We start from the raw sequence: 26,280 nt of genomic DNA on the forward strand, positions 1-26,280 counted from the left end.
TAGCTGGGGCCGTTGATAGAGATCACTTCGCAGTGGTGCAGGAGACGGTCGAGGATGGCGGTGGCGAGGACTTCGTCTCCGAAGACCTGGCCCCATTCATCTGGGGCTGGCACTTGTTCGTTCCCGGGAATCTGTGCTGCCACCGGCCCGTATCCATCTCCTGGGGTTCTCGTTGGTTCTCTTGGTGGAACTCGGATTCTCCAGGTGCCACCTTGACCGTTCAGGCGCGAGGAAGGTGTGCTGCCGGTGACCGGGAAGAGACTGCAGGTCATAGCCGGAGGGGCGGTTCCGCAGGAGCCGTTGAGTACGGACCCCTGGCAGTTCCAGACGATGTGCGTCGACGCGTTCGTCGCCTCGTGGCGGGCCCGCGGGTTCAGCCCGGTGACCATCGACAACGACATCGGCCTGCTGGAGCGGACGCTCAAGGCCCTGGGCCGGCCCGCGTGGGAGGTGACCCCGGAGGACATCGACCGGGTCGTCGGCGACCTCGCCGTCCAGGGCCGCAAGACATCGACCCGCCGCGAGTACGTGCAGATCTTCAAGGGTTTCCACCGGTTCCTCCAGGCCCGTAAGGCTGTGGACATCGAGGCCGCCTTCGGCGTCCGGCTGGTCTGCCCCATCGACGAGTTCAACGCCTCGCGGCATGTCGGTGATGACTCGCCGGCCCTGGTGCCGCCGCCGACCCCGGAACGGGTCGGGGAGTTCTTCGACTTCATGAAGCAGCGGATCGCGACCGCGCGGAAGTACGGCCCGGCCGCCCGGGACTATGCGATGTTTCGGACGCTGTATCACGCCGGGCTCCGCTCGGAAGAGGCTTCCCTGCTGGAGCGGCATGATCTGCACTTCACCCGTGGGCCGTTCGGCAAGCTCCATGTCCGCTTCGGCAAGGGCGCCCACACTTCCGGTCCCAGGCCGCGCTGGGTGCCAATGCTTGACGGCCTCGACCTGGTCCTGCGCTGGTTCCTGGAGGACGTGCGGCCCAAGTTCCCCAATTCACCGGTGCTGTTCGCGGACGAGTCCGGCGGCAGTCTCCACCGGGAGACGATCCGCAACCGGCTGCGTTATCTCATGCAACTCGAAGGCCGTCCTGCAGCCGAGTGGTTCAGCCCGCATGCCCTGCGCCGAGCGTGCGCGACCCACAACTACGAACGTGGCGTCGACCTGGTGGCGATCCAGCAGTTGCTCGGTCACTGGACGGTCAGCTCGACCATGAGATACGTCCGGCCCTCGGCCACCTTCATCGAGGACGCCTATCAGCGGGCGGTCGCCAGCACGCTCGCCGAACTGGCCGGGAAGGAGTCCACGGAATGAAGATCCAATGGCGTCTGCGGATGGCCGCTGCTCAGCGCGAGGTCTGGACCGGCACCGAACTGCGGCGGCTGCTGGCCGAGAAAGCTGGCCTGGAGCTGTCCTCGGCGTCGGTGTCCGCGCTGTTCACCAAGGAGCCTTCCCAGGTGAAGATGACGACCCTGGCGGCGTTGTGCACGGCGCTGGAGTGCACTCCCAACGACTTGATTGAGGTCGACACCACGCCGGTCGAACGGCCCGTTGTCCCACCCCGTCCGGTCGCCGAACTCCCTCGGGCCGCCTCCGCGCGCGGCCGGTCGATGCCACCCATGTGAGCGGCGGCCGATGTGGGGAAGAAGCAGCGGGATTGTGACACGTGTGGTGCCCCGGTCGGGTTCCTCGACCGCGAGCTCTGCTGCCGGTGTTGGCGCCGGATGCAGGAAAAGGCCGCGCGATCAACGTGTCCGTCCTGCGGTCTGGAGAGAGTGCTGCAGCAGGAAACCGGCCGGTGTGTCCTGTGCTCGCGTGTCTGTGAACAGTGCGACCATCCGGTGCGGGCGGCGGGCAGTCGGCTGTGCCGTGATTGCCGGAACAAGGCCCGGCGAATGGCAGCCCAGCAGCCGTGTCCGCGCTGCGGCCAGCTTGGCTATCTGCGTGAGTCGACCGGCTGGTGCGGGTCGTGCTCACGGCCCCCGCCGGCGAAGAAGCCGCCGCAGGTCTGCCGCGAGTGCGGGCAGTTGCGGCGCCATGCCGGACTCGGCCTGTGCTCGGCGTGCTGGCAGAAGCATCCCGGCCGTCCGTTCATCCGCGGCGATCACCTGCGGGAACAACTCGCTGAACCGCCGTGGTGGCTGGATGACTTCGTGGCTCACGTCGCGAGGCGGCACTGTGTCTCGCGGGCCTGCGGTTTTGTCACCGACCTGGGGCGGCTCCTGAGGGATGAACACTCCAATTCTCCACAGGCCCTGCTGGAGCGATCCCGCAGACCGGGCAGGTCGATGGGATCCTTCGCCCGCGCGTTGGAGGACTTCTTCACGCGTCACGGCCTAGCGCTGCCCACCGACCAGAGCGAACGCCTCGCGGCGGGCCGCCGTCGCAGGCGTCTCGATGCTGTGCCTGATCCTCTGCGGCAGGCCGTGACGGCCTTCGACGCCTCGCGGATGCGGGCCCAGGAGAGAGCCCGCCGGGCCGGCACCCGGCCCCGCAGCAACCACACCCTGGAGACAGCCCTGGCCATCCTGCGTGATCTTGCTCTCTTCCTCATCGCCGAACGAGCCAAGGACGGCTGGGAATTGGTCGACGTGCACGACATCGAGGCGTTCTTGAACACGCTACCCAGAGCGCGCAAGCGACGGCTGACCGTACTGCGACAGTTCTTCCGTTTCGCCCGTGCCCAGCATCTGGTGCTGGTCGACCCGACGCGCGGACTGACCGGGGACGAAGCCCGGGGATTCCGAGGCGTGACGCTCACCCTTGAACAGCAGCGCGGCCTCTTCCGGCGCTGGACCACGGACGACACCGTGCACCCCCACGAGGCCCTGGTCGGCATGCTCGCTCTGCTGCATGGCGCCTCCAGCTCCGAGACCCGCCTGCTGCAGATCGATGACGTCGACGAGACCACCCAGAGGCTCCGCCTTGGCAAACGGCCCCATCCCGTGCCGATGGACCCGGCGTCCTGGACAGTCCTGCAACGCTGCCTGGCCCACCGCGAAAGCTGGCGAACCGACAACCCGCATGTCATGGTCACCAAAGGAACGAAGGCCGGGCGGAGCCCGGCCTCAACTGCCTATCTCTCACACGCCCTTGACGACTGCGGATTCCCACCCCGGATGATCCGCAGCACCCGCCTGCTCGACCTGGTGAACAGCATGGACCCCAAGCTCGTCGCCGCGGCCTTCGGCATGGACCCACAGGCCACCTTGATCTATCTGTCCGATCGCATCGACGAGAGCCGCTTGTCGCAGTGGGAGATGGACAGAACCTGATCCCTGGTCAGAGTGCGTAGGGATAGAGACTGACCTTGTTGTGCTCGATGAAGAGCTCGACCCACGTATTGGCGACATCTTCGGGCAGCGGATGAGCAAGGTCCAGCAGGATATTCGTGCCGTCGAAGTCCAGCAGGGCGGCACCGTCCTCCGTGGGGCTCAGCTTTCCCCGCAGAACTACGCAGTGCCCGCCAGTTCGGAGCCCAGGACCGGTGCCAACAGCCGGCTTGGCGTTCTGTCCCCAAACAATGTCCTCGTCGATCGTCCACTCGACGGGGTACTCGCCGGGCTCCGCGGCACGATCCCCGCACCATCCGACTGCGGCGTGGCCGAACGAAGTCCGGACATCTGCAAGCCAAGGACTTCCGGGAAACTCTGCGACCTTCACCAGTTCGATCAGCACCGCTCGATCATGCAGCATCCGCGTTGCTGCCGGAACCCGTGAAGTTTCGGCGCTGCCTGGCACGGGTTCGCCGGAACATGTGCGCTTTGCTGAAGGTCTTGTTCGAAGTCAGGATGATGGAGCCCTTCTCGTAACGCTTGGAGATGACCTGGAAGACCAGGTTCGCCTCGGCTCGTTCGAGTGGCTGGTAGCCGACTTCGTCGACCACCAGGACGCTGGGCCGCAGGTAGGTGCCGAGCTTGTTCGTCAGACGGCCGGTAGCCTCGGCGGTTTTGAGGTTGCGGACCATGTCGTCGAGGCTGGTGTCCGTACGCAGGTGGGGACGTTCATGTGTACGCCGACACCCGCAGCCGCGATGACCTGTGCTGCTTTCGGGCGGAGCATCCGCCTGCCGTGGGCCGCCGCATGCTTGACGAGACCGGTGGAATCGAGGCAGGCGATGCGGGCCGGGTCGGGCAGCGTGGCCAGGAGCATGCGCAGGGTCGGAGACTCCAGGCCGGTGGTGAAGCAGCCGGTCAGGCCAGGGAAGGCGGTGTCCGCCAGAGAGTGGATCTGGCTGCCCAGCACCTTCGCGGCCTGCAATTTCCTCCTCCGGTGAGCCACCCAGGCCCGCTGTTCGGCCATCGCCGCCTCGTCCGCGCGTAGCGGCCACCCCTGACCGCGGGTGAGCAACTCGACCATGGCCATGCAGTCGCGCAGGTCGGTCTTGATCCGGGCCTGGCCCATCTGCCCGCGGGCTAGCTTGACGTGATACGGATTGAGTTCGACGACGTCGACACCACTTTCCCGCAGCCGGGCGGCCAGTGCCCGGTGATAGTGGCCAGCGGCTTCGATGCCGACCCTCACACGGACTGCGCCGCTGTGGCGGACCGCCGACCGGATGGCCAGCTCGAGGGCCTCGGCCCCCGGCAGGGTCAAGGCGAAGTCGACCGGCTCGCCGATGATCTGCCCGCTGTGATCAGCGATCAAGCCCACTGCGCTGAGCTTGCCCACATCCACGGCGACGACCAGGCACCGTCCCGGCGGAAGGTCACGCACTCGCGTCATGTACTCGGCCTGCGCCCGGCCGCCGACAAAACCGCACCGTCGGCCACCTGGCCTCCTGGGCCTGAGTCTGCCCCGGCCACCACGAATCCGCCGGCAAGCACAGGTCCGGCCGAAGACGCCACGGCAACCGCTGGCTGGGCGCCGCCCTGGGCACCGCCGCCAGGGCCGCCTCCCGCACCCGCGACCGCACCTACCTCGGCGCCCGCTACATGCGCCTGGTCCCCCGCCTGGGCAAGAAGAAAGCCCTGGTCGCCCTCGAACACTCGATGCTGACCGCCGTCTGGCACATGCTCACCGACGACACCGCCTTCTACGACCTCGGCGGCGACTACTACGCCAAACACGACCCCGAACGCGCCCTCCGCAGAATCACCCGGCAGGCCAACGCCCTCGGCCTGACCGTCCGCTTCGAACCCATCGAGGCCGCCTGAACGCACCTACCCGCCAGGGTTCCGACGTTAATTTTCGGACCAGACCCAAAAGCCTCGGGTGAGACTCCCTCCCGAGGAAGCCCGACGCCCTCCGCCTTCTTGCTATTGACGCCTTGTGCGGTACATGGCAACGTTCCGACGCACGTGACTTGAATCACAGACGACTCGAACATTCACGAGGGGGATCACCTTGAGAAAGACCATCCCAGTCCTGGGTGTCGCCGGTGCCATGATCGCCGGCATGCTGACTCTCGCGACGCCCGCAGCGGCCCACACGATGAGGGCCTATGTCTATACGTATGCCGGTTTTGTGGTGGCCGCGGAGGCCGCGGTCTATGACGGCCACGAGCATGGGTATGTCTGCGACAGGGATGCGGACGGTCTGGGCGTCTACGGTCGCTTCAAGCTCAACGACGGCAAGATCTACGACGTTGCCGATTCCGATGGTGCTGGTGGCACCTGCCCCGGGTTCACCGCGCCGACCGGTAAGTACATCACCGCGTTCGAAGCAGTCTTGCGGAGCGATCCACCGCGCGGTTCCGGCTGGAAGACGCCCTGAAGACGACCCTTCACGAGGGAGATCACGTTGAGAAGAACCACCTCATTCCTTACCGTCGCCGCTGCCTCGGCAGCCTGCGTGCTCGCCGTTGCGACGCCTGCGGCGGCCCACTACGGCTCCGCCTTTGTCAAGGCCGCGGACGGAACGATGCTCGGGTCGATCTGGGTGTCGTACGACCACAAGACGGGGTCGGTATGCGACGAGGAACCGGACGGTGTAGGGGTCTACGGCCGCTTCAAGGTCACCGGCGGCAAGATCTACGACGTTGCCGACGGTGATGGGGCCGGCGGCAGCTGTTATGGGTTCACCGCGCCGACCGGCACTGTAATCACTCAGATCGAAGTTGTCTGGCGGGGCGGGCGCACTTCCGGCTGGCAAAGCGCCTGACGGCGACTGCCGAACGGCCAGGTGCGCAGGCGCCTGGCCGTTCGCGCGTGACCACAGACCTTGACGGTTCGAGTTGTCAAAAGGGGCGTCCTTTGGGCTCGCTGCGCTCGCGCAATAACCGCCGTTTGGGCTGGAACGGTCTCCGCGCCTTGACGGACTGCGAGTCCACGATCACCCGGACCGGAAGGGACGCCGCCGTCGCCGCGGCCGCAACCGCCGGCAGAGCTGGTCAGCGCGAAGCCATCTCTCTGAATGAGGTCAACTTCCGGGTGGTCGCAAGCCGCTGATCCAGGTAGGCCGGGAGGGTTCACCGCCAGGAGCGAGTTGCTGAGCGCCCGGTGCCGGCTTGCGCCAGCTCCAGCATCGGCCTTGCCACACCCGCTGCCTGCGACAGGCGGCGTCTCCAGCTGTCGCGGGTCAGGTAGTGGCGGTGGCACCACAGCAGCCCGCTCACGGCAGCCGTCGCGGCCAGCGACTTATTCGCGGCGAGGACCGCCAGGCGCCCTGACGGTCTCTGCGCCGGTCGGACTGGCTCTGTTCGCAGTTGCGGCTCCCACCATCACGATCCAGATCCGCCGGTGAATCCCGGATGGCCGCAGTCCGAGGACTGCGGCCATCCGGGCCGTTCCCCTACCCGCGCAGGCGCAGAGCGCGCCTGGTTCGCCACCGCGGCCCAGGCCGCCGCCGAATCCGGCGACGACCAGCTTCACGCATGGGTTCTGAGCCAGGAGACCACGGTGCCGCTCAACTACAGCGCCCCCAAAGCGGCGGCGGCACATCCTAGGACTGGCCTGCCGATGACGAGACGGTGCCGCTGCGCTCCCCGCTCCGCTACCAGTCGGCCACGGCCCGCACGACCACGGCGTCCGCAGTACGCGCGTACTCCCACGAGTGCAGGTGGTACGCCTCCTTGGGCTCATCGAGCTGGTGATGCGACCGCAGCGCACAGACGAGCAGCTCGCCTTCTGACCGGCTCGCTCTTGCTCACCCCGGCGGAGGTCATCTTGTCGATGACCTCGCCCATGGCGGCGATGTGGGCTGCGATCCTCGGGGCGTTGGCACCGGGTAGCCTCGGCACGGCGGCCAGGGCGTCGGTGTCGGCCGTGCGGATCGCGTCCATCGTGATGAAGTGCCGGGCGATCGGGAGGCCTGTCTGGTCTGCGAACCGCCATTCCGATCCGCCCGGCTCCGAGACTCACGGGCTCTGCGGGCCGCCACGGTTCGATGTCGTCCGCCCCGACCGGTCCGGCTCCCGCGCCGAGGTCCTCATCGCGGTGTCGCGGTTCCGGCGAGGGGCGCGGCGGGCCGCAAGGTGACGGTCGGCGAGTGGTTCTTCTGCTGCGACCGCGTCACCGTGACCGGACCGGGCGGTCGCCGGAGGCCGTCAGTTCGCGGGGCGGGGCAGTACGGCGAGGGCGGTGCGGGCGATGCCGGTCAGCGTCTCTTCGTCGGCTCCGGCCTTGCCCAGTGCTTCGATGCCGCGCAGTACGGCCAGGACCAGCGCGGCCAGCTGTCCGGGATCCGCGTCCGCGTCGAGGTCGCCGTTGCGCTGGCAGGCAGTGATGTCATGCTCCAGCAGGGTGCGCAGTGCTTCGACGGCCGTGTGCGCTCGCTCGGCCACGGTCTTGTCGTGTTCGGCCAGCTCGGCGGTGCCCTTGGCCAGCAGGCATCCGCGCTGGGCGGTGTCTGCGGCGGTGGCTGCGGCCACCGCGTGGATGTGGGCCGACAGCCGCGCGTATGCGTTCTTGTCGTCGCCGCGCAGCTGCTGGGCGGTGGCGTCGACGATTGCGCTGCAGTAGTCGTCGAACACGCGGTGGAAGAGGTTCTGCTTACCGCCGAACGCGCCATACAGGCTGCCCTTGCCGAGGCCTGTGGCCGCGGCGATGTCGTCCATGCGAGTGGCGGCGTACCCGCCCGCCCAGAACTGCTCCCGGGCGGTGTCCAGTACCTGCTGCTCGTCGAATTTCCGTGGCCGTGCCATGGGGGTGAGCATAGCGCTTTCTTGACTCGTTCGTCCACAACAGGTAACGTTATGGACGAGCTAGTCAATAACTATCGAGGAGTGGCACGTCATGACGGAAGTACTCGCAGGCAAAGTGGCAGTGGTCACCGGGGCGAACAGCGGCATCGGACTGGCCGCAGCGCGGCGTTTCGCTGACGAGGGCGCCCACGTGATCATCACCGGTCGGCGTCAGGACGCGCTGGACGCGGCCGCCAACGAGATCGGCCACAGCGTCACCGCTGTCCGCGGAGACATAGCGAATCCGGCCGACCTTGACCGGCTCTACGCGGTCGTGGCCGAGCGGGGCCTGCGCATTGACGTGCTTTTCGCGAATGCGGGCGGCGGGGAATTCGCGACTCTGGAGGAGGTGACGGAGCAGCACTTCGACGACACGTTCGACATCAACGTCCGGGGGACGCTCTTCACCGTGCAGAAGGCGTTGCCGCTCCTCAATGACGGCGCCTCGGTGATCCTGACCGGTTCCACCGCCGCGACCACCGGCGGAGAGGCGTTCGGCGTCTATGCCGCGTCGAAGGCCGCCGTCCGCTCCTTCTCGCGCACCTGGGCCAACGAGCTCCGCGGCCGTGGCATCCGTGTCAACACCCTGGTGCCCGGACCGATCAAGACCCCGGGAATCACCGGCCTGGCCCCCAACGAGGAAGAGGCCAAGTCGCTCCGCGCGTTCTTCGCGCAGCAGGTTCCCCTCGGCCGGATGGGCGAGCCCGCCGAGGCTGCTGCGGCAGCGCTCTTCCTCGCGTCCGACCAGAGCAGTTTTGTCACAGGGTCCGAGCTCTACGTCGACGGTGGACTGAATCAGGTCTGAGTGGTTCTCCCTCCTGGGGCGGTGCTCGGTGGGGTCGCAGAGATGCCCAGCTGTGTCTGTGGTGCAGCCGGGGCCGTCACCAGGGGGTTGACGGCGCGCCGATTCGGTGCTTCTTGGGTAGCGTGAATGAGTCGACGTGCACCATCCGGTCGTATTCCCCGAGGGAATCAGCCGCCGCGGGAATCCGTCCGCCGCGGGTTCACCCGGATTTCCCGGTGAGCGAGGGAAGGATCCGCGCCGTGGCTTTCATCACGACCGCAGACGGAACCAAGATCTTCAAAGGACTGGGGGCCGGGGCAGCCGATCGTGTTCCTCGTGGAAGCACATCTCCGGTGTCCACCACGAGATGTTTTCCCACCCCGAGCTGTCGCCTCAACACGGCGAAATCTGATCACTCCGCACAAGAACATCGACGTCCTGGCCAACACGGACCTGGAGGTCCAGCTCCGCCAGCACAACACGGAATACATCGCCATCGCCGGCATGGTGGGGACGACGTGCGTGGAGTCGACCGCCCGCAGCTGCATGGAACACAGCTTCCACATGACCACGTTCACCGATGCGACCGTGGCAGTCGGGGGGCCGGGACGCCTACGACGCGATGATTCTTCGGTATCCGTTCATCTCACATGCGACGCTCACGGTCGACGAACTCCTCACCGCCACGCGCGCACCGGCGGCCTGAGGGCCCTTACCGGGAGCACGCGGTGAGGACCGTCGAATCGCGCGCTCGACCGACCGACCTCGCCTCATCCGTCAAGACCGCCGAGGCGGCCCTACACCCGAATTCCATGTCGATCGATGCGGAGGACGCACATGCGCCCTGAGGAAGGCGTGCTGATCGTGGGGGCCGGCCCCGCGGGACTGATGCTCGCGGGCGATCTGGCCGAGGCAGGGATCGCCTGCACCATGGTGGAGCGCCGCGAAGGGGAGTCCCAGCTCACCCGGGCGTTCGCCGTGCACGCCCGGACGATGGAGCAACTCGACGCCCGCGGGATCGCCGACGACTTGCTCAAGACCGGACTACGCAATCCGGTCCTGCAGTTCTTGCAGATCGACCTCTCACGGCTGCCGACCCGCTACCCGCACGTCCTGGTGACCCCGCAGTACAACACCGAGCGTCTGCTCCGCTCCCGCGCTCTCACCCACGGAGTGGACATCAAGAGCGGCTACGAGGCGACCGGTCTGCGGCAGGACTCCAAGGGCGTCGACGTCGAGGTACGCGCCCCGGACGGCACGGTGCAGACCCTGCGTGCCGCCTACGTGGTGGGCGCTGACGGCCGCAACAGCAAGGTGCGTGAGTCCCTCGGCCTCCCCTTTCCCGGCCGGTCCGCGGTTCGTTCAATGATGCTTGCAGACGTACGCCTGGCCGAGCCACCGAGAAAACCTCCCACCGTCGGGGCGGTGGGAGACGCCTTCGCCATCGTCGTGCCCTTCGGCGACGGCTGGTTCCGCGTCATGGCCTGGAACCGTCACCACGACATGCCTGACACCACGGCCGTCGATCTCGACGAGATCCGCGCAGTCGCCCAGCGGGCCCTCGGGAACGACTTCGGCATGCGGGACGCACGCTGGCTCTCCCGGTTCCACAGCGATGAACGCCAGTGCCCCCGTTACCGCGTCGGCAGGGTCTTCCTCGTCGGCGACGCCGCGCACGTACACTCACCCGCCGGCGGGATGGGCCTCAACACCAGCATCCAGGATTCGGTCAACCTCAGCTGGAAACTGGCGGCTGTCCTGCACGGCCGGGCTCCGGACGCTCTGCTCGACACGTACGAGGCCGAGCGGCATCCGGTGGGCCATCGGGTACTTCGGATGAGCGGCGCACTTCTGCGTGGGGTACTGACGACGCCAAAGGCGATGTGCGGATTCCGCGACCTCTTCGCCCGCACGGTGCTGCGCATCCGGCCCGTAGCCCAGCGGGCCGCCCGGGCGATTTCCGGACTCGACATCGCCTACGCCGCTCCGAGTGGCGCACCCCCGCTTGCCGGCAAGCGCGTTCCCGACCTGCCACTGACCGACGGGAAGCGGCTGTACGAGGCTCTGCGCACCCGGCGCTTCGTGCTCGTCACCGCCGCGGATGCGCCGCTCCCCACCGCGGTGACTGAAGGCTGGGCCGACGAGGTCGAGTTCGTGTCCGTGCCAGGCCTGACAAGAAGGGCCCTGCTGGTCAGGCCGGACGCGTACATCGCGTGGACCACCTCGGAGGAACATCCGCAACGCCGGGCCGAGGACGCCCGACAGGCCCTGACGGACTGGTGTGGTGCAGGCGCTACCGCCCATCAAGGCACCTCTACCTCCAGATAGGACCGACCGGCAAATGGATCACTTGAGGCGTCGGGTGGTGGGCCGGCCGTCCCAGCGATAGCGGCTCGTCGAACGTCGGATGAGCATGCGGAGCGTGACGAATGCGGCGGCGAGGTAGAGGGAGAAGTCCACGGCGCTGCCGTCCTGCTCGGTGCAGCGCCGCAGCTTGCCGTAGCCGTTCATCTCACGCGCGCGAACGCTCGACCACCCACCGTTTGCCGGCCCGGATCGGTGCGGGCACGCCCTTGCGGGCGATCTCGCCGGTGAAGCCGGACTCGGCGAGCAGGGCTCGGGTCTTGGCGCTGTCGTAGCCGCGGTCGAGGTTGACGTGCTCTAGGAGTGCTCCCACCTGGGCTTTCGCTGCTTCAAGGGTGGGGCCAAGGAGCGGTGAGTCGTGCCGGTTGGCGCTCGCGGAGACGATCCTCAGCGGGACCCCGGCCGCATCCGAGGCCACCGATCGCTTCAGTCCCTGCTTGCCCCGGTCGACCGGGGAGCGTCCGGCTTTCTCGCCGCCGAGGGAGCTTTCGTGATGCAGCCGTCCACGGAGATCTCGGCCAGTCCGAGGCCGATCATCTGGTCGTACACCTGGCACGCCAGCGCGTGGACCTGCTCTGATATGCCCATCTGCGACAAAGTTCGACGCGGCGTCGGATCGTACGGTCCGAGCAGCCCGGGCTGGCGATCCGCTCATATCCGGTGCCGTGGACCAGGGCGTGCACAATGTGCTCGAAGACGATCCGGTCCGGGACCCGGCGACGGTGACAGCCCAGCGGGTGGGTCGGCGCATACTCATCCCGCGCGGGCAGCAGGGCGGCGAAGTGGTCCCACAGGGGTTCGAGCAGGGTGGCACAGCAGGCACGGGCCCTCCAGTGATCATTGAGCGTAGAGAACTCCGTGATCACCAGGCCCGTGCCTGTCTCGTACCCACAGCGTCCAGCCGCCAGGCAGCCCACCATTCGCCGGTCGGTCTTATCGAGCGAGACCTGTCATGACCGCCGAACCGATCCACCTCGACCGCGACCAGGCTGCTTCCCGCAACGGCTGACCCACCAGCGCAACCGCGCCTACCCCAACGTGCAGACCTGCCGCCCGCCAACGGCCGGGCATTCCGCCAGGCCGGGCGGCGGTCGGACCTCTCATCAGCGTCGATCCCCAGGCCGTGCCGATCGGCCGGGCCGTTCCGGGACAGGGGTCTTTCCCCGATGCGAACGGACCGGGCCCGGTGGTGTCCTGCATGTCGTGCCCGTGATCGCGGGGACTCCGCTGACATCGATGTGCACTGAAAGGCCGGTCATGAGGACGACATTCTGGGACGCCGCGGCGAACCGCCGGTCCCTGCTGCGCACGGCGGCCGCGCTGCCCACGGCCGCCGCTCTGGTCGGCGGGGCCCTGGGCGGCACGGCCGCCGCCGCGGCCGGCACCCCCGGGCTTCCTGATTTCGCGCCCGTCCCGCCCTCCGCGACCGGGCCGAAACTCAACGACGCGGGTTACTTCGTGGGCCGGATCCACGGACACCTCTACTGGGTGACCGACGGCTTCTACCAGGTGATGTTCCTCAGCACCCGGGAAGGCGTCGTCCTGGTCGACGCCCCTCCGACCATCGGCCACAACCTGCTGCGGGCGATCGCGGAGGTGACAGGGGCCAACGGCCGTCCGGCAAAGGTGACCCACCTCGTCCACTCGCACTCGCACGCCGACCACGTGGGCGCCTCGTCGATCTTCGGCAAGGACGTCGTCCGCATCGGACATGCCGAGTGCCGGCGCCTGCTGCTGCGCGCCGCCGACCCGAACCGCCCGGCGCCGACCGTCACCTTCGAGAACCGCTACACGCTGCACGTCGGCGGTGAGCGGCTGGAGTTGGCCTACCACGGCCCCAACCACTCCCCGGACAACATCTTCATCCACGCGCCCGAGCACGGGACGCTGATGGTCGTCGACATCCTGTATCCGGGCTGGGTGCCGTTCAAGAACCTGGCGGTCTCCCAGGACATCCCTGCCTGGCTGCGGGCGCAGGACATCGCCATGGGGTACCCGTGGCGGACCCTGGTCGGCGGCCACCTCGGCCGGCTCGGCGTGCGCGCGGACGGCGACCTCCAGCGCGCGTACATGGCCGACCTCGAAGCCTCCACCCGGGCAGCCATGAACCTGGACCCCACGCCCTACTTCGACAAGTACGGCCCCCAGGGCAACTCGTGGGCGGTCTTCAAGACCTATCTCGACGCGGTGGCGGCGCAGGCCGCCGCACCGGTCGCCGCGAAGTACACCGGGCTCCTCGCGGCCGCGGACGTGTTCACGCTCGACAACGCGGCGGCCCTGGTCGAGTCCTTCCGCATCGACGCCGGGACGCTGGGCCCGTTCGGCACCCGCCCCTGACGCCGGCTCCTGTCCTCCGCTCCCGATCCTCCGCCCGGTCCCCACCGGACCCGCTCACCCATCGATTCCGCTCGCGAGAAAGGCCCGACGGCCATGACCAGTCCCACACCCGTCCTCTTCATCCACGGCCTGTGGCTGCACAGCACGTCCTGGCAGCCATGGATCGGCCTGTTCAGCGACGAGGGCTACGCCCCGTCCGCGCCCGGATGGCCCGGCGACCCCGACACCGTGGAGGAGGCGCGGCAGAACCCCGAGAGCATCGCCGACCACGGCATCGACGACGTCGTCGAGCACTACGCGTCCATCATCCGCGGTATGGGCACGCTGCCCATCCTCATCGGCCACTCCTTCGGCGGCATGATCGCGCAGAAGCTGCTCGGCCAGGACCTGGCCGCCGCCGCGGTGGCGATCGACGCGGCGCAGATCAAGGGGGTCCTGCCGCTGCCGCTGTCGGCGCTGCGGTCGACGCTGCCGGTGTTCAAGAACCCGGCGAACAAGCACCGCGCGGTGTCCCTGACCGCGGAGCAGTTCCGCTTCGCGTTCGGTAACGCCGTGAGCGAGGAGGAGTCGGACGCCCTGTTCGCGCAGTGGACCATGCCCGCGCCGGGCAAGCCGCTGTTCGAGGCCGCCGCGGCGAACTTCAACCCGCATTCACCGGCCAAGGTCGACACCGAGAACTCCGGGCGCGGCCCGCTGCTGCTGATGTCCGGCGGCAAGGACCACACCGTCCCGGAGACCGTCACCCGCGCGACACTCAAGCAGTACCGGCACTCCGAGGCGGTCACCGACTTCATGAACTTCCCCGACCGCGGGCACTCGCTCACCATCGACAGCGGCTGGCGCGAGGTCGCGGACGAGGCGCTGGCCTGGCTGCGACTCCAGGGCCTGGAGGCGTCGCGGTGACCGCTGCTTCGCACGACCTCGGCCTCGAGGGGCAGCGGGCGGTGGTCACGGGCGCCGGCCGGGGCATCGGCCTGGCGATCACGCAGGGCCTGCTCAGGGCCGGGGCCCGGGTCGTCGCCGGGACCAGGAAACGCACGGAGGAACTCGACGACCTGATCGAGCAGGGAGCGGAACTCACCGTCTTCGAGGTCGACCTCGCCACTCCCGACGGCCCGGGCGCGCTCGTCGCCGCCGCGGTGGAACGGCACGACGGGCTCGATGTCCTGGTGAACAACGTCGGCGCGGTGCGGCCACGGGTCGAGGGCTTCCTGGCCATGACCGACGCCGACTGGGACTGGACGTTCACGGTCAACCTCATGGCCGCGGTGCGCACCACCCGCAGCGCGCTGCCGCATCTCGTCGACACCGGGGACGGCCGGATCGTCACCGTCTCCTCGGTCAACGCCCGGCTTCCCGATCCGCTGGTCATCGACTACAGCGCCGCCAAGGCCGCCCTGTCCAACTTCTGCAAGGCGCTGTCGAAGCAGGTGGGTCCGCAGGGCGTGCGGGTCAACTCGGTGAGCCCGGGGCCGGTCGAGACCGAGCTGTGGCGGGGCGCGGACGGGGTGGCCGCGACCGTCGGCGCGAGCCTGGGCCTGGATCCGCACGCCGTCGCCGACACCGCCGCGGCCGCGGCGGTCACCGGCCGGTTCACCCTGCCCTCCGAAGTGGCCGACCTGGTCGTGTTCCTGGCCGGCCGGCGGTCGGGCAACGTCACCGGCGCCGACTTCCTCATCGACGGCGGCATGACCGACACCCTCTGATCGCGGAGGGAACCACTACCGATCCTGGAGCCCGAGTGAGATTCCACCTGCCCGGAAACCCGCGCCGAAACCGCCGCCTGCTCGGCACGGCCCTCGCCCTGGCCGTCGCCCTAGGGGTGACCACGTTCACCACGAACGCGGCCCCCGCGTCGGCCTCGTCCGCCGGCGAGCGGCTGCCCGCGGGGTTCAGCGAGCACAAGACCCGCGTCGCCGGTATCGGCCTGCATTACGTCATCGGCGGCCACGGGCCGACGTTGCTGCTCCTCCACGGCTACCCGCAGACCTGGTACGAGTGGCACGGCATCATGCCCGCCCTCGCCGCGCACTACACGGTGATCGCCCCCGATCTGCCCGGCGCCGGGCAGAGCGACGCCCCGCCCTCCGGCTACGACAAGAAGACGATGGCCGCCGAGCTGCACGCGCTGCTGGTGTCGCTCGGCAGGGGCGGTGACGTGCGGATCGTCGGCCACGACATCGGCACGATGGTCGCCTACTCCTACGCCGCGCAGTACCCGGCGACGGTGAAGAAGCTGGTCCTCAGCGAGGCGCCGATCCCGGACGAGGGCATCTACTCCATCCCCTCGCTGACCGAACACGGGCCCGGAGTCTGGAACTTCGGGTTCTTCAACCTGACCGACGGCCTGCCCGAGAACATGATCAAGGGCCGGGAGGTCGCCTGGACCGCCGGCTTCATCGGCGGGTTCGAGGGCGTCCGGGGAGCGGTGAGCCCGGCCGACATCCGGGTGTTCGCGCACTACCTGCGCGACACCGCCCACCTCAAGGCGAGCCTCGCCTGGTTCCGGGTGTTCCCCCAGGACATCCGCGACAACGAGGAGTTCGTGAAGACCCCGCTGCGGATGCCCGTGCTCGCCATCGGCGCCTCCGGCAGCCTCGGCGACGCCGAGGGCGAACAGGCCGAGAAGTACGCCTCCGACGTCACCGGGGTGACCATCGCGCACTCCGGCCACTGGATCTACGAAGAACACCCCGAGGAACTGACCGCCATGCTGCTCGGCTTCCTGGGCCGTCCCGCCTCGCCTCTGGAGAAGCGATCGTGATCAAGGATTTCCCCGGCTTCGATGCCACACCCGACGCCGAGCCGTTCTGGTTCCTCGGCGGGCAGGCCAGGATCCTGCTCCCGGGCCGGGCGACCGGCGACGCGATGAGCGTGATGGAGTTCTCCGACCCGATAGGTCACGCGCCGCCGCACCACGTGCACGAGAACGAGGAAGAACTCTGGTTCGTGCTGGACGGCGAGGTGTCCTTCTTTGTCGGCGACAAGCGCCACGACCTGATCCCCGGGCAGGTCGCCTTCGGCCCGCGCGGCGTGCCGCACAGCTACCTGGTCCGTTCCGAGGGCGCGCGGCTCGCCGTCGTCTTCAGCCCGGCCGGCATCGAGGAGTGGTTCAGGGCCAACGGTGTCCCGGTGACCGACGCCAGGGACATTCCGCCGGCCTTCGACCTGGCGTCGATCGTGGGCTCGGCCGAGGCCTTCAAGCTGCGCGTCACCGGGCCGCCGCCCACGCTGTGACTCCTCATCAGGTATGGATATCGAGAAGGGAAGTCCGACATGAGGTTCACCCTGCCGGTGCCGTCCGGCCGAGCCCTCCTGCGACGCAGGAGCATGCTGATCCCCGCGCTGGTGGCCGCGGCCCTGCTCGCCGTCCCGGCGAGTTCCGAGGCCGTGCCGCGCTTGTCCGCCCCCGCGCCCGCCGCCGCGCACACGGCCGAGCCAACGGTCGTCCTGGTGCACGGCGCCTTCGCCGACTCCTCCAGCTGGAACGGGGTCGTGACCCGGCTGGAGCGCGAGGGCTACCCCGTCCTCGGCGTGGCGAACCCGCTGCGCGACCTGGCCGGTGACGCGGCCTACGTCTCCAGCGTCCTCGACACCATCCCCGGGCCGGTCGTCCTGGTCGGGCACTCCTACGGAGGTGCGGTCATCACCGATGCCGCCGCGGGCCACGCCAACGTCAAGGCCCTGGTCTACATCGCCGCGTTCGCACCCGACCAGGGCGAGAGCGCCCTGGGGATCACCCATGAGTACCCGGGCAGCCGGCTGCCGTCGTCCCTGGTGGTGCGGCCGTTGCCCGGCGGCGGCCAGGACGCCTACATCGACCCCGCCGCCTTCCAGCAGGTCTTCGCGGCGGACGTGCCGGCCCGCGAGACCCGGCTGATGGCGGCCGCGCAGCGCCCGGTGGCCGTGGGTGCGCTGGCCGCGCCCAGCAGCGCACCGGCCTGGCGGACCATTCCGTCGTGGTACCTGGTCGCCGGAGCCGACCAGGCCATCCCGCCGGCCGCCGAGCGGGCCATGGCGCAGCGTGCCCACTCCCGCACCGTGACGGTACGGGGTGCCTCGCACGCCGTGCCGGTCTCCCACCCGGGAGCCGTCGCGGACCTCGTCGAGGCGGCCGCCCGGGCCACCACCTGACCGACCGGCACCGGTAGGCACCGCAACGGCGGGACCGTGCGGCACCGCGCGGACCCGCCGCCGGGCGGCGGGCGTCAACCCGCCGAGGGCGGCCGCGGCGAGGGCTGATCGCCGTGGCGGGTCAGTGCGGCGGCCAGCTGGCCCCGGGAGGCGACGCCGAGCTTGGGGAAGATGCGGTACAGGTGCGAGCTGACCGTACGGTGCGACAGGAACAGCCGCTGTCCTATCTCGCGGTTGGACAGTCCCCGCGCCGCCAGTTCGGCGATCTGGGTCTCCTGCGGCGACAGCAGTTCACGGGGGTTCGACGTGGGCTGCCACCCGCGCTCGCCCGTCGCGCGCAGCTCCTGGTCGGCGAGGTTCGCCCAGGTGCGGGCACCGACGGCGTCGAACGCCGACCGTGCCGCCCGCAGCGGTCCGCGCGACTCCAGGACACGTCGCTGCCGGCGCAGCCACGAGCCGTACGCCAGGTCGATCCGGGCACGATGCCAGGGCAGTTGGGAAGCCGCCCCGTCCATGGCGGCCCGGAACAGCGGCTCGGCCGACGCGCGGTCGGCCAGCACCGCTCTCGCGTACTCCAGGGCGATGGCCGCCCCCGTGGGAGGGGAGTCGCCCACGAGCCGTTCGATGGAGGCCAGCGCGGTTCTCGCCTGGGCCCGCCGATCGGTGCGGACGGCGGCGTCGGCCAGGTAGCCGAGCGCCCACACCTGCTGCATCCGCTGGAACGCGGGGTCGGCGGGCTCGAACACGCGGTGGAGCTCGCCGTACGCCTGCTCGTGCCGGTTCGCGCCCAGCTCTGCGGTGCCGCGGGCCAGCTGCACGCCGGCCAGCAGGGACGACGCGGCGTTCGGCGTGCGCAGCGCGGCGTGCTCGGCCTCCGCGAGCAGTTGGTGGCGGGTGTCCCAGCCCTCGCGTACCGCGTCGATCAGCGCCACGGCGATGCGCGCGGTCGCGGCCCACAGCGACTGGCCCGTCTCGTCGGCGAGCCGCATGGCCTCGTCGGCCGAGCGCGCCGGGTCGAAGACCCCGAGGTAGACCTCGGCCCAGGCCCGGATCGCGAGCGCCTCGGCGAGCAGACTCATGCGGCCCTGGGCGCGGAGTTCCCGGACGGGGGTGGACAGGAAGCCGACGGCCTGCCGGAAATCGCCCGTGCAGAACGCGGCGATGCCCAGCAGGCCGGCGAGTTCCGGTTGCCCGTCGGCGTCCGCCGGCCATCGGGCGAGCTGCTCGATCACCATCGGCGTCCGCTCGTGGAATCCGCACAGCGCGTGCAGGGCCAGCAGCCGCGGGTCGTGGGCCGGCAGGTTCACCTGCTCCGCGGCCCGGACGATCTCGTGCCGCACCGTCGGACCGGGATCGCGCCACCACACTCTCCGGGCCGCACCCACCAGCAGCTGCATGGCGAGGTCGACGTCCTGTTCGCCGGTGGCGTGCTCGGCCAGGCCCACCAGGTGGCGCACTTCAGCGGGTTCACCCGTGGAGCCGTCGTGGAAGACGCCTTCGAGCCACGCGAGCCGCGACTGGTCGCGGTGCCGGAGCGTCATCCCCGCGACCTGGGCCTTGATCTGCTCGACGTGGCTGAACCGGCCCAGTTGGAAGCCGAGTTCGGCGGCGCCGAGCAGACGTGCGGCCTGCGACCGCGGGTCCGGGCTCAGGGCGGCCGCCCGTTCCAGCCACGCGGCGGCCGAGGCGATCGCACCGCGGCGCTGGGCGTTCCCGGCGGCGTGCTCCAGCTCGGCCGCGATCCGTTCGTCACGGCCCGACACCGAGGAGGCCCGGTGCCACACCGCGCGGTCCGGATGACCGGTCAGGACGCGCGCGAGCGCCGCGTGGGCCTCCCGGCGTGCGGCCGCCGTCATGCCCTGCCGGAGGGCCGAGCCGACCAGCGGGTGGGCGATGCGGTACCGCTCGCCGGTCACGGTCAGGAGCCCGTGCTCGAAGGCCGGTTGCGCCGCGCCGAGGTCGACCGGCGAACCGTGGAGGATGCCCGCGGCGGCGAGGACGTCGTCGAGGTCGTCGCCGTCGTCCACCGCCGCGACGGTCAGGACGGCGCGGACGGCCGGGTCGAGGTGCTCGGCACGCGTGGCGAACGCCCGCTCCAGGCGGGTGGTCATGGGCAGGTCCTCGTCGAACTCGGTCCACGCGTACCGTCCCGACTCCAGCGCGCCGGCGAACTCGACCAGGGCGAGCGGGTTGCCGCGGGCCTGCCGCAGCACGCGCTCCCGCACGGCTGCCGGCAGATGCGGCGCCCGTGCGTCCAGCAGTTCGGCCGACGCGGCGTCGTCGATGCCGTCCAGTGCCGTCCACTCGATCGTGTGGGGGTCCGCGAACGGCAGGGCCTCGGGCCGCGACGTGCACAGCACGACCACCCGCTCACCGGCCATCCGGCGGCAGACGAAGCCCAGTACGTCGGTCGACGGCTGGTCCAGCCAGTGCAGGTCGTCGAGGCAGACCAGGACGGGGCCGTCCCCCGCCGCGTCGACGAGCAGTTCCAGAACCGCCAAGGCGGTGAAGAACGGCTGCACCTCGATGGAGTCGCTCATGGCGAAGCTGACGAGGAGGGCGTCGCGCTGGGGGGCGGGCAGCCGGTCGAGGCGTGGGAGCAGGGGACGCAGCAGTTGATGGAGGCCGGCGAAGGGGAGGTGCGTCTCGGACTGGCTGCCCCGCGCGGTGAGCACCGTGAACCCGGCGGATCGCGCGTGCTCCACGACCTCCGCCTGCAGCGCGCTCTTGCCCACCCCGGGCTCCCCGAACAGCCCGACCGCCCGGCCTCCGGAATCGACCGCGTCCAAGTGCCCGAACAAGGAGCGTAGTTCGTTGTCGCGCCCGACGAGACGCCGGTCGTTGGTAGTGCTCACGAGAATCGATCATGCGGTCGGCGGCGCCGCATGTCCACCCGCGCCGGATCGCGGCGCGGCCGCTCGGCGGGCCGGGGCCGCGTGGGGATCAGCCGGTCGTCGGCCCGCCGAGTGCGGCGGCGATCCGCCGGCGCGAGGTGATGCCGAGCTTGCGGAACACCTTGTTCAGATGGAACTCGACCGTCGAGGTCGTGATGAACAGCCGGGAGGCGATCTCAGCGTTGGTCAGTCCCGAGGCGGCCAGCAGCGCCACGTGCCGTTCCTGGGGCGTGAGATCGGACCTGGTCTCCGGAACGCGCCGACGCGCCTTCTCCCCGGTCGCGAGCAGCTCGATCCGGGCGCGCTCGGCGAACAGGGTCGCGCCCCAGGCGTCGAAGGACTCGTACGCGGCCCGCAGGTGCTCCCTGGCCTCGGCCCGGCGCTTGCGCCGCCGGAGCCACTCGCCGAACAGCAGCCGCGACCGGGCGTGTTCCGCGGCCAGCGGGACGTTGCCCAGGAGGTCGATCGACTCCCGGTACCACGTCTCGGCGTCGGCGCCCTCCTCGGTCAGGGCCCGGCAGCGGGCCAGGAGCCCCAGTGCCCACGGCGTTCCGGCCAGCCGCGCGCGGTGTTCGAGCCGCTGGAGCGCCAGAGCCGCCGTGCGCCGGTCGCCCGCGCGGACGGCGGCCTCGACGAGGAGCGGCAGCATGAGATTGCCCTCCGACGGGACGTCCTCCTCGTAGGCGGGCAGTGCGTGGCGCAGCGCCTCGTCGTAGCACGCCATGCCCAGTGCGAGAATGCACCGGGCGTGGAGCGCCAGCTGGCGCAGCATGCCGAGTCCGTACGCCGCGGCGACGGCGTCCATCGCCGCGGTGACGGCGCGCACCTCGCTCTCCTTGCCCATCCACGCGTACAGCAGGGCCTTGTTGAGGTCGCCCTGAGTCGCCAGGCCGATGGCCGCGGCGTAGTCGTCGGCCTCGGCGAGGAGTGCGTCGGCCGTGGTCAGCCGCCCGTTCCAGATCTCGGTGTAGGCCTGGACCGTCAGGGACAGGCTGAGGCTGTACAGCGCTCCCTGGGTGCGGTTCTCGGCGGCGAGCCGGCCGGCGATCCCGGCGTACGCCTCGATGTCCCACACGTCGCCCGCCACGAGGCCCACGACGATGCTGAGCGGGCTGGCCATGTCGTGGAGTTCAGCCGACGCGCGGAGTTTCGCCAGGGCCTCACGGATCACCGGGACGCTGCTCTCGTAGCCGTAGGTGGTACGGAGGGCCAGGCCCTCGATCAGCCGGTCGGGGCTCCAGGCCGGGGCGTCCTGGTCGTGGGGGGCGCTGATCACGACCTTGGCCACCTCGGCCAAGGTCGTGCGGTGCATGGTGTGCTGGGCGATGACGGCGGCGTGCATGGCCTCGTAGAGCAGCTCCCGGGTCATGCGGGGATCCGCGTCGCCGAGTTCGGCCACGGCGTCGAGCATCATGGCGGGGACGCGGTCGTTGTGGGTCTCGAAGAGCTCTGCCGAGGCCCGTATCCGCAGCGCACGAGCGCGGGCGGCGGGCCGGTCGAGGGCGGGGAGGGCCAGGTCGAGCAGGGGGTGCACGGCGGCGTGGTCGCCGGAGGCCAGATGGGCCTGGGCCGCGCCGAGGTAGCGCTCGGCGCGGATGGCCGGCTCGGTGGTGAGTTCGGCCGCCCTGGACAGGAAGAGCGCCTGAGCGGAATAGCCGCCCCTGGCCCGGGCCCGGTCCGACGCGGCCTCCAGGTCCGCGGCCGCCGCGTCGTCGGTGCCGAGGACCGCCTCGGCACGGTGCCAGGCCCGCCGGTCGGGGACGCGGGCCGGGTCGCTGGCCGCTTCGAGGGCGGCGTGGATCCGCCGCCGGTCGTCCCCGGAGGCCGCCGCGTAGACCGAGGACCGGATCAGCGGATGCCGGAACCCGGCGCCGGGCCCGTGCTCCAGCACGCCGGCCCCGACGGCGGCGGTCGCGGCACTGGCCGGCAGGCCCAGCGCGCCCGCCGCGTGCCGGACCACCGCCATGTCGTCGGTCGGCGCCGCCGCCATGAGGAGGAGAAGCGTCCGGGTGTCCGGCGGCAGCGCCGCCACGCACTGCCGGAAGTGCTCCTCCAGCAGCCTGCTCACCGGCAGCGGCTCGGGCAGCGGTGCGACCCCGGCCAACTGCTCGGCGCCCAGGTGCGCGGCCAGTTCGACGAGGGCCAGCGGATTGCCCCCGGTGCCGGTCACGATCCGGTCCGCAACGGCCGGGTCCAGGTGCCCGGCGACGGCACGGACCAGCACCTCCCGGGCGTCGGTGTCGGGCAGCCCGCCGACCCGCAGCGAGGGCAGGGCGTCGAACAGCCCCCGGTCGCCGAGGCCGTCCCTGGCCGCGAAGATCAGGCCCAGGGAGTCGGCGTGAAGGCGCCGGGCGACGAAGGCCAGTGTCGCGGACGACTCGGGGTCGAGCCAGTGGACGTCGTCGATCAGGCACAGCATCGGCAGCTCCGACGCCGCGTCGGACAGCAGGGTCAAGGTCGCCAGCCCGACGAGGTGCCGGTCCGGGTGGGCTGCGTCGGTCAGGCCGAACGCGCCGTTCAGGGCGGCCTGTTGCCGGGTGGGAAGCCGGTCGGCGCGGTGGAGGTGCGGCCGCAGGAGCCGGTGCAGCGCGCCGTAGCCGAGGGGCCTTTCGGCCTCGACGCCCACCAGCCGGGTGACCGCGACGCCGGTGGCCTCGGCCGCCGCGTGGTCCAGCAGCCGCGTCTTGCCGATCCCGGCCTCACCCACCAGCACCAGGACGCCGCTGAGTCCCTCCCGTACCGCTTCGAGCAGCCGTCCGATCGCCTCGCGTTCGGCGGGGCGGCCGACCATCGCCCGCCCCGTCGCCGAACGAGCACCGTGCCACGCCATGGGAATCCCCTGTCATCGAGCTCCTGACGTGAGAAAACACTAGGAGCGCGAAGGCGACGCAATCGACCGTCACATGACGGTGTTTGTGCGCACGTCCCGCGGCCGGACGCGGCAAGGACCCCGGCAGGTGGCCGGCCGCGACGCGGCCGACCTTCGCACCTGTCGCACCCGCGCGGCCTTCCCGACCGGCAAGACCTTCCCCATCTGGAACCAGTTCCGTGCCTCAGAACGGGGGATCGTGGTGCCAGGGGCTGCCCGTCAGCTCGGGCAGCCGGGGGTTACGTCGTTGGAGAAGGGCCAGGGCGTCCTCGACCCGGCCGAGGTCAATGAGACAGCCGGCCAGGTCATGCCTATTCCCGGGCGAATGCTGTTCGAGCACGGCGACAGCCTCCTCGGTGCGTCCGACTCCGGCGAGCAGCTCAGCGATGTGCGGCGCCGCGTACGAGGTGGCGCCCTCGGGGTGGGAGCGGGCCTGTGCGATCGCTTCGTCGACGCCGTCGCGGGCGGCGAGCAGCGGCAGCCGCATCCAGTACAGGTCCCATTCCTCCTCTCCCCCGCGGGCAGCGGCAAGCGCGTCGAGATACGCCAGGCCGTCCTCGGGACGCTCCTGGTCCAGGCACAGGTCGCACAAAGCATGGAGGATCCAGTCGTCCCCGCTGTGGGCGTCGGCCTGGACGCGCATCACGTCGATCGCTTCGTTGCCCCGACCGTGCCGGGCCAGGAGCCGCGCGAACTCGAAAGCCGAGTCGGGGTCACGGGTCACGGATCCATCGGCCTGCCGGTATGCCGAGATCGCCCCCTCCACGTCGCCGCGCTCCTCCAGCACTCTCGCAAGCTGTTGTACGGCGTGCCCCGAGTTTTCAGAGGCCGCAGCGGCCCGCAGTTCACCGAGCCGGCCCTGCCGCGCCAGTAGCGCAGTCAGTTGTTCACGGTGGCTGAGCAGCGTGGTGCTGCCGGTGCGCAACAGGGCAATCGCCTCGTCGGTGCGACCCTGGCGCTCGCGAATCGTGGCGATCAGCCCGTTCAGAGTGTCACGGTCGAGGCCCCGGCAACACCACGGAAAGTCGGAACACTCGTGCCCGGTCAGGGCGGCGAGCAGCGCGGCGGCCTCCTCGTCGAGGCCGGCAGCGCCAGCGACGTCCACCATAGCCACGGCGAGGGAAAGCTCGCTGAGGTGCGGGCGCAGCAGGGTGAACGCTTCCTCCGCGCGGCCGTGCCGGGCAAGCAGCCGCGTGTAGAACTCCAGCGCCATCGGATGCCCAGCCTCCATACGGACCCGGGTGATCTCGATCGCCTCCTCAACACGGCCCCAGCCCTCCAGCAACTCGGCCACCGCCACGACGGCCGTCCACCAGCCGGTTGCCCGATACGGGGCGAGCACCTCCAACGCCTCGGACTGCCGGCCCTGCTCACCCAGCAACCGTGCCCACGCCAGGGCGCAGAACCACTCCCCTCGCCCCGCCTGCTGCTCCACCACGGCAACGTGGCCGCGTTCGAGCAGTCGCGAGACGAGCTCTGGCGGGATGCAGCCGGATCGCGTCCGGGCCTTGTGGTCGAGATCAGTAGCGTCCACGGCCACGCACCATAGCGCTCGCCACTGACACGAAAAGTTCAGAGTGGGTGAGGTCAGAGCGCGCTGAGATGGGTTCGAAGCGGAGGGTTAGGCCGAGGCTGTTGGCTTCCTTGACCATGCGGCGCATGGCTCGTTCGGGGTTGCGCTTGGTGAAGTAGTCGGCGCCCGGCCGCCCCGTCAGCCACGACGCCGAGCTGTGCAAGGACCGCAACACCGTCGAGCGGTGCATCAACCGGCTGCGCAACTGGCGCGGGATCGCCACCCGCTACGACAAGACTCCCGAGAGCCACCTGGCCGGACTCCACTTGTGCGGCACGATGCTGTGGCTACGCAGCATCGCCGGACCTGCATGACTAGTGACCTCGTTCCCGGCCGAGGAAGCACGACAGGAGTCGCCTGAAGTCGTGCGGGTGCTCGAGCGCCGGCACGTGCCCGCATCGGCCGAGCACGTGCAGACGGACATCGGCCAGGTGTTCGAGCAGGGGCAGGGCTGCCGTCCCGAGCGGGGTGACTCGGTCCTCGGCGCCGTGGACGAGCAGCACGGGCGCGCGGACCCCTGCCAGCGTTTGCGCCGAGAGGGTGAGCTCGTCGGCCCAACGTGCCCTAGGTGGAGGGAACAACGACGCGAATGCGGCCGCCCCCGCTCGCATCGCAGCTGCACGGGCAGCGACGGCCGACTCGGTCACGAGCGCTTGGTCGAGGACGAGGCGACTCAACATGTCTCGTGCCCCGAGCGGGCCGGCGGGGGCGGCCCAGACCGCGTCGAGCTCGGCGGACAGCGGCGCCCCGGGGGCGCCCATCGTCGAGACCGCCACGACACGGGTGACCTGCTGGGGACGCGCGGCCGCCAACGCCAGCGCCACGGCACCGCCCATGGAGTGGCCCACCACGGCGTAGTGCTCGACACCGAGAGCATCCATCAGGCCCGCGGCCTGCTCCGTCCACAGCCGGAGCCCACCCCTGGAGCCCGCCGCGATTGGTGTACGGCCGAACCCCGCCTGGTCAGGAGCCACCAGGTGCCAGGACGTGCCCAGCGCCTGTGCCGTCGTTGCCCAGGCGCCGGATCCGGTCGTACCGGGTCCGGAGCCGTGCAGCATCAGCACCGCGGGCCCGGTGCCGCTCTCCATGACGTGGACGGGGGAGCCGTCGACTGTGATGGTCCGAAGTGCCGTCACTGAGACAGGCCAGGTGTGGTCATGCCGATGCGGAGTTGATGGACTTCGAGAAGAGCTCCATCATCGCCCC

24 protein-coding genes and 4 pseudogenes are annotated in these 26,280 nt (G+C 70.2%); 16 read left to right on the plus strand and 12 right to left on the minus strand.

The window, feature by feature from the left end; genetic code table 11:
* A pseudogene (locus ACRWNP_RS34965) lies at positions 1-98 on the minus strand (ATP-binding protein); the annotation flags it as partial.
* A 148-nt stretch (positions 99-246) separates the two neighbouring features.
* Here ACRWNP_RS34965 and ACRWNP_RS34970 point away from each other — a divergent pair.
* The 3 genes from ACRWNP_RS34970 to ACRWNP_RS34980 all read left to right on the plus strand — a co-directional run bounded on the left by ACRWNP_RS34970 (position 247) and on the right by ACRWNP_RS34980 (position 3,272).
* Positions 247-1,311 carry a tyrosine-type recombinase/integrase gene (locus tag ACRWNP_RS34970; RefSeq protein WP_431968696.1) on the plus strand — a complete coding sequence of 355 codons (1,065 nt, stop codon included), beginning with the start codon at positions 247-249 and terminating at the stop codon, positions 1,309-1,311.
* On the plus strand, positions 1,308-1,622 hold the full coding sequence (locus ACRWNP_RS34975) for a helix-turn-helix domain-containing protein (RefSeq protein WP_328541437.1): 315 nt from the start codon (positions 1,308-1,310) through the stop codon (positions 1,620-1,622). Before ACRWNP_RS34970 ends, ACRWNP_RS34975 begins: the two co-directional genes overlap by 4 nt.
* Positions 1,623-1,892: 270 nt before the next feature.
* A complete protein-coding gene (locus ACRWNP_RS34980; protein ID WP_431968700.1) occupies positions 1,893-3,272 on the plus strand; it encodes a tyrosine-type recombinase/integrase in 1,380 nt (459 codons plus the stop codon).
* Between the two features lie 7 nt (positions 3,273-3,279).
* On the opposite strand, the gene ACRWNP_RS34985 is transcribed toward ACRWNP_RS34980, so the two are convergent.
* From ACRWNP_RS34985 to ACRWNP_RS34995, 3 genes and pseudogenes are all read right to left on the minus strand, one after another.
* Positions 3,280-3,675 (minus strand): hypothetical protein, encoded by a 396-nt coding sequence (locus ACRWNP_RS34985; protein ID WP_431968701.1) that lies wholly within the window; start codon positions 3,673-3,675, stop codon positions 3,280-3,282.
* Between the two features lie 85 nt (positions 3,676-3,760).
* Positions 3,761-3,979 (minus strand): annotated as a pseudogene (locus tag ACRWNP_RS34990) (ATP-binding protein); the annotation flags it as partial.
* Entirely contained in the window at positions 3,922-4,722 is an 801-nt protein-coding gene (locus tag ACRWNP_RS34995; RefSeq protein WP_431968703.1) for an IS110 family transposase, read from the minus strand. The pseudogene ACRWNP_RS34990 and the gene ACRWNP_RS34995, both read right to left, overlap by 58 nt.
* 77 nt (positions 4,723-4,799) lie before the next feature.
* Between ACRWNP_RS34995 and ACRWNP_RS35000 the strand changes: the two are divergent.
* The 4 genes and pseudogenes from ACRWNP_RS35000 to ACRWNP_RS35015 form a co-directional block, all read left to right on the plus strand.
* Positions 4,800-4,895: pseudogene (locus ACRWNP_RS35000) on the plus strand (hypothetical protein); the annotation flags it as partial.
* Positions 4,896-4,931: 36 nt separating this feature from the next.
* Entirely contained in the window at positions 4,932-5,153 is a 222-nt protein-coding gene (locus ACRWNP_RS35005; RefSeq protein ID WP_431968705.1) for a hypothetical protein, read from the plus strand.
* A 190-nt stretch (positions 5,154-5,343) separates the two neighbouring features.
* The gene (locus ACRWNP_RS35010) at positions 5,344-5,712 is read left to right on the plus strand and encodes a hypothetical protein (protein WP_431968707.1); all 369 of its coding nucleotides are present in this window, start codon (positions 5,344-5,346) and stop codon (positions 5,710-5,712) included.
* A gap of 27 nt (positions 5,713-5,739) precedes the next feature.
* Complete coding sequence (locus ACRWNP_RS35015) at positions 5,740-6,099, plus strand: hypothetical protein (RefSeq protein ID WP_431968709.1); 360 nt, start codon at positions 5,740-5,742, stop codon at positions 6,097-6,099.
* Positions 6,100-7,015: 916 nt separating this feature from the next.
* Here the strand turns inward: ACRWNP_RS35015 and ACRWNP_RS35020 are convergent.
* Together ACRWNP_RS35020 and ACRWNP_RS35025 are read right to left on the minus strand one after the other, a co-directional pair.
* Positions 7,016-7,219 carry a hypothetical protein gene (locus ACRWNP_RS35020; protein ID WP_431968711.1) on the minus strand — a complete coding sequence of 68 codons (204 nt, stop codon included), beginning with the start codon at positions 7,217-7,219 and terminating at the stop codon, positions 7,016-7,018.
* Between the two features lie 264 nt (positions 7,220-7,483).
* Positions 7,484-8,080 (minus strand): TetR/AcrR family transcriptional regulator, encoded by a 597-nt coding sequence (locus ACRWNP_RS35025; protein ID WP_431968713.1) that lies wholly within the window; start codon positions 8,078-8,080, stop codon positions 7,484-7,486.
* 91 nt (positions 8,081-8,171) lie between these two features.
* Here ACRWNP_RS35025 and ACRWNP_RS35030 point away from each other — a divergent pair, with 91 nt between their 5' ends.
* From ACRWNP_RS35030 to ACRWNP_RS35040, 3 genes are all read left to right on the plus strand, one after another.
* Positions 8,172-8,924 carry a glucose 1-dehydrogenase gene (locus ACRWNP_RS35030; RefSeq protein ID WP_431968715.1) on the plus strand — a complete coding sequence of 251 codons (753 nt, stop codon included), beginning with the start codon at positions 8,172-8,174 and terminating at the stop codon, positions 8,922-8,924.
* Between the two features lie 315 nt (positions 8,925-9,239).
* Entirely contained in the window at positions 9,240-9,635 is a 396-nt protein-coding gene (locus ACRWNP_RS35035; protein ID WP_431968717.1) for an isochorismatase family protein, read from the plus strand.
* A gap of 105 nt (positions 9,636-9,740) precedes the next feature.
* Positions 9,741-11,231, plus strand: a complete 1,491-nt coding sequence (locus ACRWNP_RS35040; protein WP_431968719.1) for an FAD-dependent monooxygenase — start codon at positions 9,741-9,743, stop codon at positions 11,229-11,231.
* Positions 11,232-11,249: 18 nt separating this feature from the next.
* Here ACRWNP_RS35040 and ACRWNP_RS35045 read toward each other — a convergent pair.
* Positions 11,250-12,073 (minus strand): annotated as a pseudogene (locus ACRWNP_RS35045) (IS5 family transposase).
* A gap of 451 nt (positions 12,074-12,524) precedes the next feature.
* On the opposite strand from ACRWNP_RS35045, the gene ACRWNP_RS35050 reads away from it, so the two are divergent.
* The 6 genes from ACRWNP_RS35050 (at position 12,525) to ACRWNP_RS35075 (ending at position 17,738) form a co-directional block, all read left to right on the plus strand.
* Positions 12,525-13,604, plus strand: coding sequence for an MBL fold metallo-hydrolase (locus tag ACRWNP_RS35050; protein ID WP_431968721.1), 1,080 nt, complete (start codon positions 12,525-12,527; stop codon positions 13,602-13,604).
* Between the two features lie 93 nt (positions 13,605-13,697).
* Entirely contained in the window at positions 13,698-14,507 is an 810-nt protein-coding gene (locus ACRWNP_RS35055) for an alpha/beta hydrolase (RefSeq protein ID WP_431968723.1), read from the plus strand.
* Positions 14,504-15,310: an SDR family NAD(P)-dependent oxidoreductase gene (locus tag ACRWNP_RS35060; RefSeq protein WP_431968725.1), complete on the plus strand. Its 807-nt coding sequence runs from the start codon at positions 14,504-14,506 to the stop codon at positions 15,308-15,310. The genes ACRWNP_RS35055 and ACRWNP_RS35060 overlap by 4 nt, the downstream gene beginning before the upstream one ends.
* Before the next feature lie 35 nt (positions 15,311-15,345).
* Entirely contained in the window at positions 15,346-16,368 is a 1,023-nt protein-coding gene (locus ACRWNP_RS35065; RefSeq protein ID WP_431968727.1) for an alpha/beta fold hydrolase, read from the plus strand.
* Positions 16,365-16,841 carry a cupin domain-containing protein gene (locus ACRWNP_RS35070; RefSeq protein WP_431968729.1) on the plus strand — a complete coding sequence of 159 codons (477 nt, stop codon included), beginning with the start codon at positions 16,365-16,367 and terminating at the stop codon, positions 16,839-16,841. Before ACRWNP_RS35065 ends, ACRWNP_RS35070 begins: the two co-directional genes overlap by 4 nt.
* A 39-nt stretch (positions 16,842-16,880) precedes the next feature.
* Positions 16,881-17,738: an alpha/beta fold hydrolase gene (locus ACRWNP_RS35075; RefSeq protein ID WP_431968731.1), complete on the plus strand. Its 858-nt coding sequence runs from the start codon at positions 16,881-16,883 to the stop codon at positions 17,736-17,738.
* A gap of 74 nt (positions 17,739-17,812) precedes the next feature.
* On the opposite strand, the gene ACRWNP_RS35080 is transcribed toward ACRWNP_RS35075, so the two are convergent.
* The 5 genes from ACRWNP_RS35080 to ACRWNP_RS35100 all read right to left on the minus strand — a co-directional run bounded on the left by ACRWNP_RS35080 (position 17,813) and on the right by ACRWNP_RS35100 (position 26,210).
* Positions 17,813-20,593, minus strand: coding sequence for an AAA family ATPase (locus tag ACRWNP_RS35080; protein ID WP_431968733.1), 2,781 nt, complete (start codon positions 20,591-20,593; stop codon positions 17,813-17,815).
* Between the two features lie 88 nt (positions 20,594-20,681).
* On the minus strand, positions 20,682-23,462 hold the full coding sequence (locus ACRWNP_RS35085) for a helix-turn-helix transcriptional regulator (RefSeq protein WP_431968735.1): 2,781 nt from the start codon (positions 23,460-23,462) through the stop codon (positions 20,682-20,684).
* Between the two features lie 223 nt (positions 23,463-23,685).
* A complete protein-coding gene (locus ACRWNP_RS35090; RefSeq protein WP_431968737.1) occupies positions 23,686-25,041 on the minus strand; it encodes a tetratricopeptide repeat protein in 1,356 nt (451 codons plus the stop codon).
* Positions 25,022-25,297, minus strand: a complete 276-nt coding sequence (locus ACRWNP_RS35095) for a hypothetical protein (RefSeq protein ID WP_431968739.1) — start codon at positions 25,295-25,297, stop codon at positions 25,022-25,024. The genes ACRWNP_RS35090 and ACRWNP_RS35095 overlap by 20 nt, the downstream gene beginning before the upstream one ends.
* Before the next feature lie 91 nt (positions 25,298-25,388).
* Entirely contained in the window at positions 25,389-26,210 is an 822-nt protein-coding gene (locus tag ACRWNP_RS35100) for an alpha/beta fold hydrolase (RefSeq protein WP_431968741.1), read from the minus strand.
* Positions 26,211-26,280: the final 70 nt, after the last annotated feature.

Source organism: Actinacidiphila sp. bgisy160 (genome assembly GCF_965342435.1).
In the GTDB taxonomy this organism is placed as follows: domain Bacteria; phylum Actinomycetota; class Actinomycetes; order Streptomycetales; family Streptomycetaceae; genus Actinacidiphila.

What these genes read in the sequence shown, in the direction of transcription:
- ACRWNP_RS34975 (WP_328541437.1), top strand. Translation starts at nt 1,308, where the DNA reads ATGAAGATCCAATGGCGTCTGCGGATGGCCGCTGCTCAGCGCGAGGTC.
- ACRWNP_RS34980 (WP_431968700.1), top strand. Translation starts at nt 1,893, where the DNA reads ATGGCAGCCCAGCAGCCGTGTCCGCGCTGCGGCCAGCTTGGCTATCTG.
- ACRWNP_RS34995 (WP_431968703.1), bottom strand. Translation starts at nt 4,722, where the DNA reads ATGACGCGAGTGCGTGACCTTCCGCCGGGACGGTGCCTGGTCGTCGCC.
- ACRWNP_RS35005 (WP_431968705.1), top strand. Translation starts at nt 4,932, where the DNA reads ATGCGCCTGGTCCCCCGCCTGGGCAAGAAGAAAGCCCTGGTCGCCCTC.
- ACRWNP_RS35020 (WP_431968711.1), bottom strand. Translation starts at nt 7,219, where the DNA reads ATGGACGCGATCCGCACGGCCGACACCGACGCCCTGGCCGCCGTGCCG.
- ACRWNP_RS35025 (WP_431968713.1), bottom strand. Translation starts at nt 8,080, where the DNA reads ATGGCACGGCCACGGAAATTCGACGAGCAGCAGGTACTGGACACCGCC.
- ACRWNP_RS35030 (WP_431968715.1), top strand. Translation starts at nt 8,172, where the DNA reads ATGACGGAAGTACTCGCAGGCAAAGTGGCAGTGGTCACCGGGGCGAAC.
- ACRWNP_RS35040 (WP_431968719.1), top strand. Translation starts at nt 9,741, where the DNA reads ATGCGCCCTGAGGAAGGCGTGCTGATCGTGGGGGCCGGCCCCGCGGGA.
- ACRWNP_RS35050 (WP_431968721.1), top strand. Translation starts at nt 12,525, where the DNA reads ATGAGGACGACATTCTGGGACGCCGCGGCGAACCGCCGGTCCCTGCTG.
- ACRWNP_RS35055 (WP_431968723.1), top strand. Translation starts at nt 13,698, where the DNA reads ATGACCAGTCCCACACCCGTCCTCTTCATCCACGGCCTGTGGCTGCAC.
- ACRWNP_RS35075 (WP_431968731.1), top strand. Translation starts at nt 16,881, where the DNA reads ATGAGGTTCACCCTGCCGGTGCCGTCCGGCCGAGCCCTCCTGCGACGC.
- ACRWNP_RS35085 (WP_431968735.1), bottom strand. Translation starts at nt 23,462, where the DNA reads ATGGCGTGGCACGGTGCTCGTTCGGCGACGGGGCGGGCGATGGTCGGC.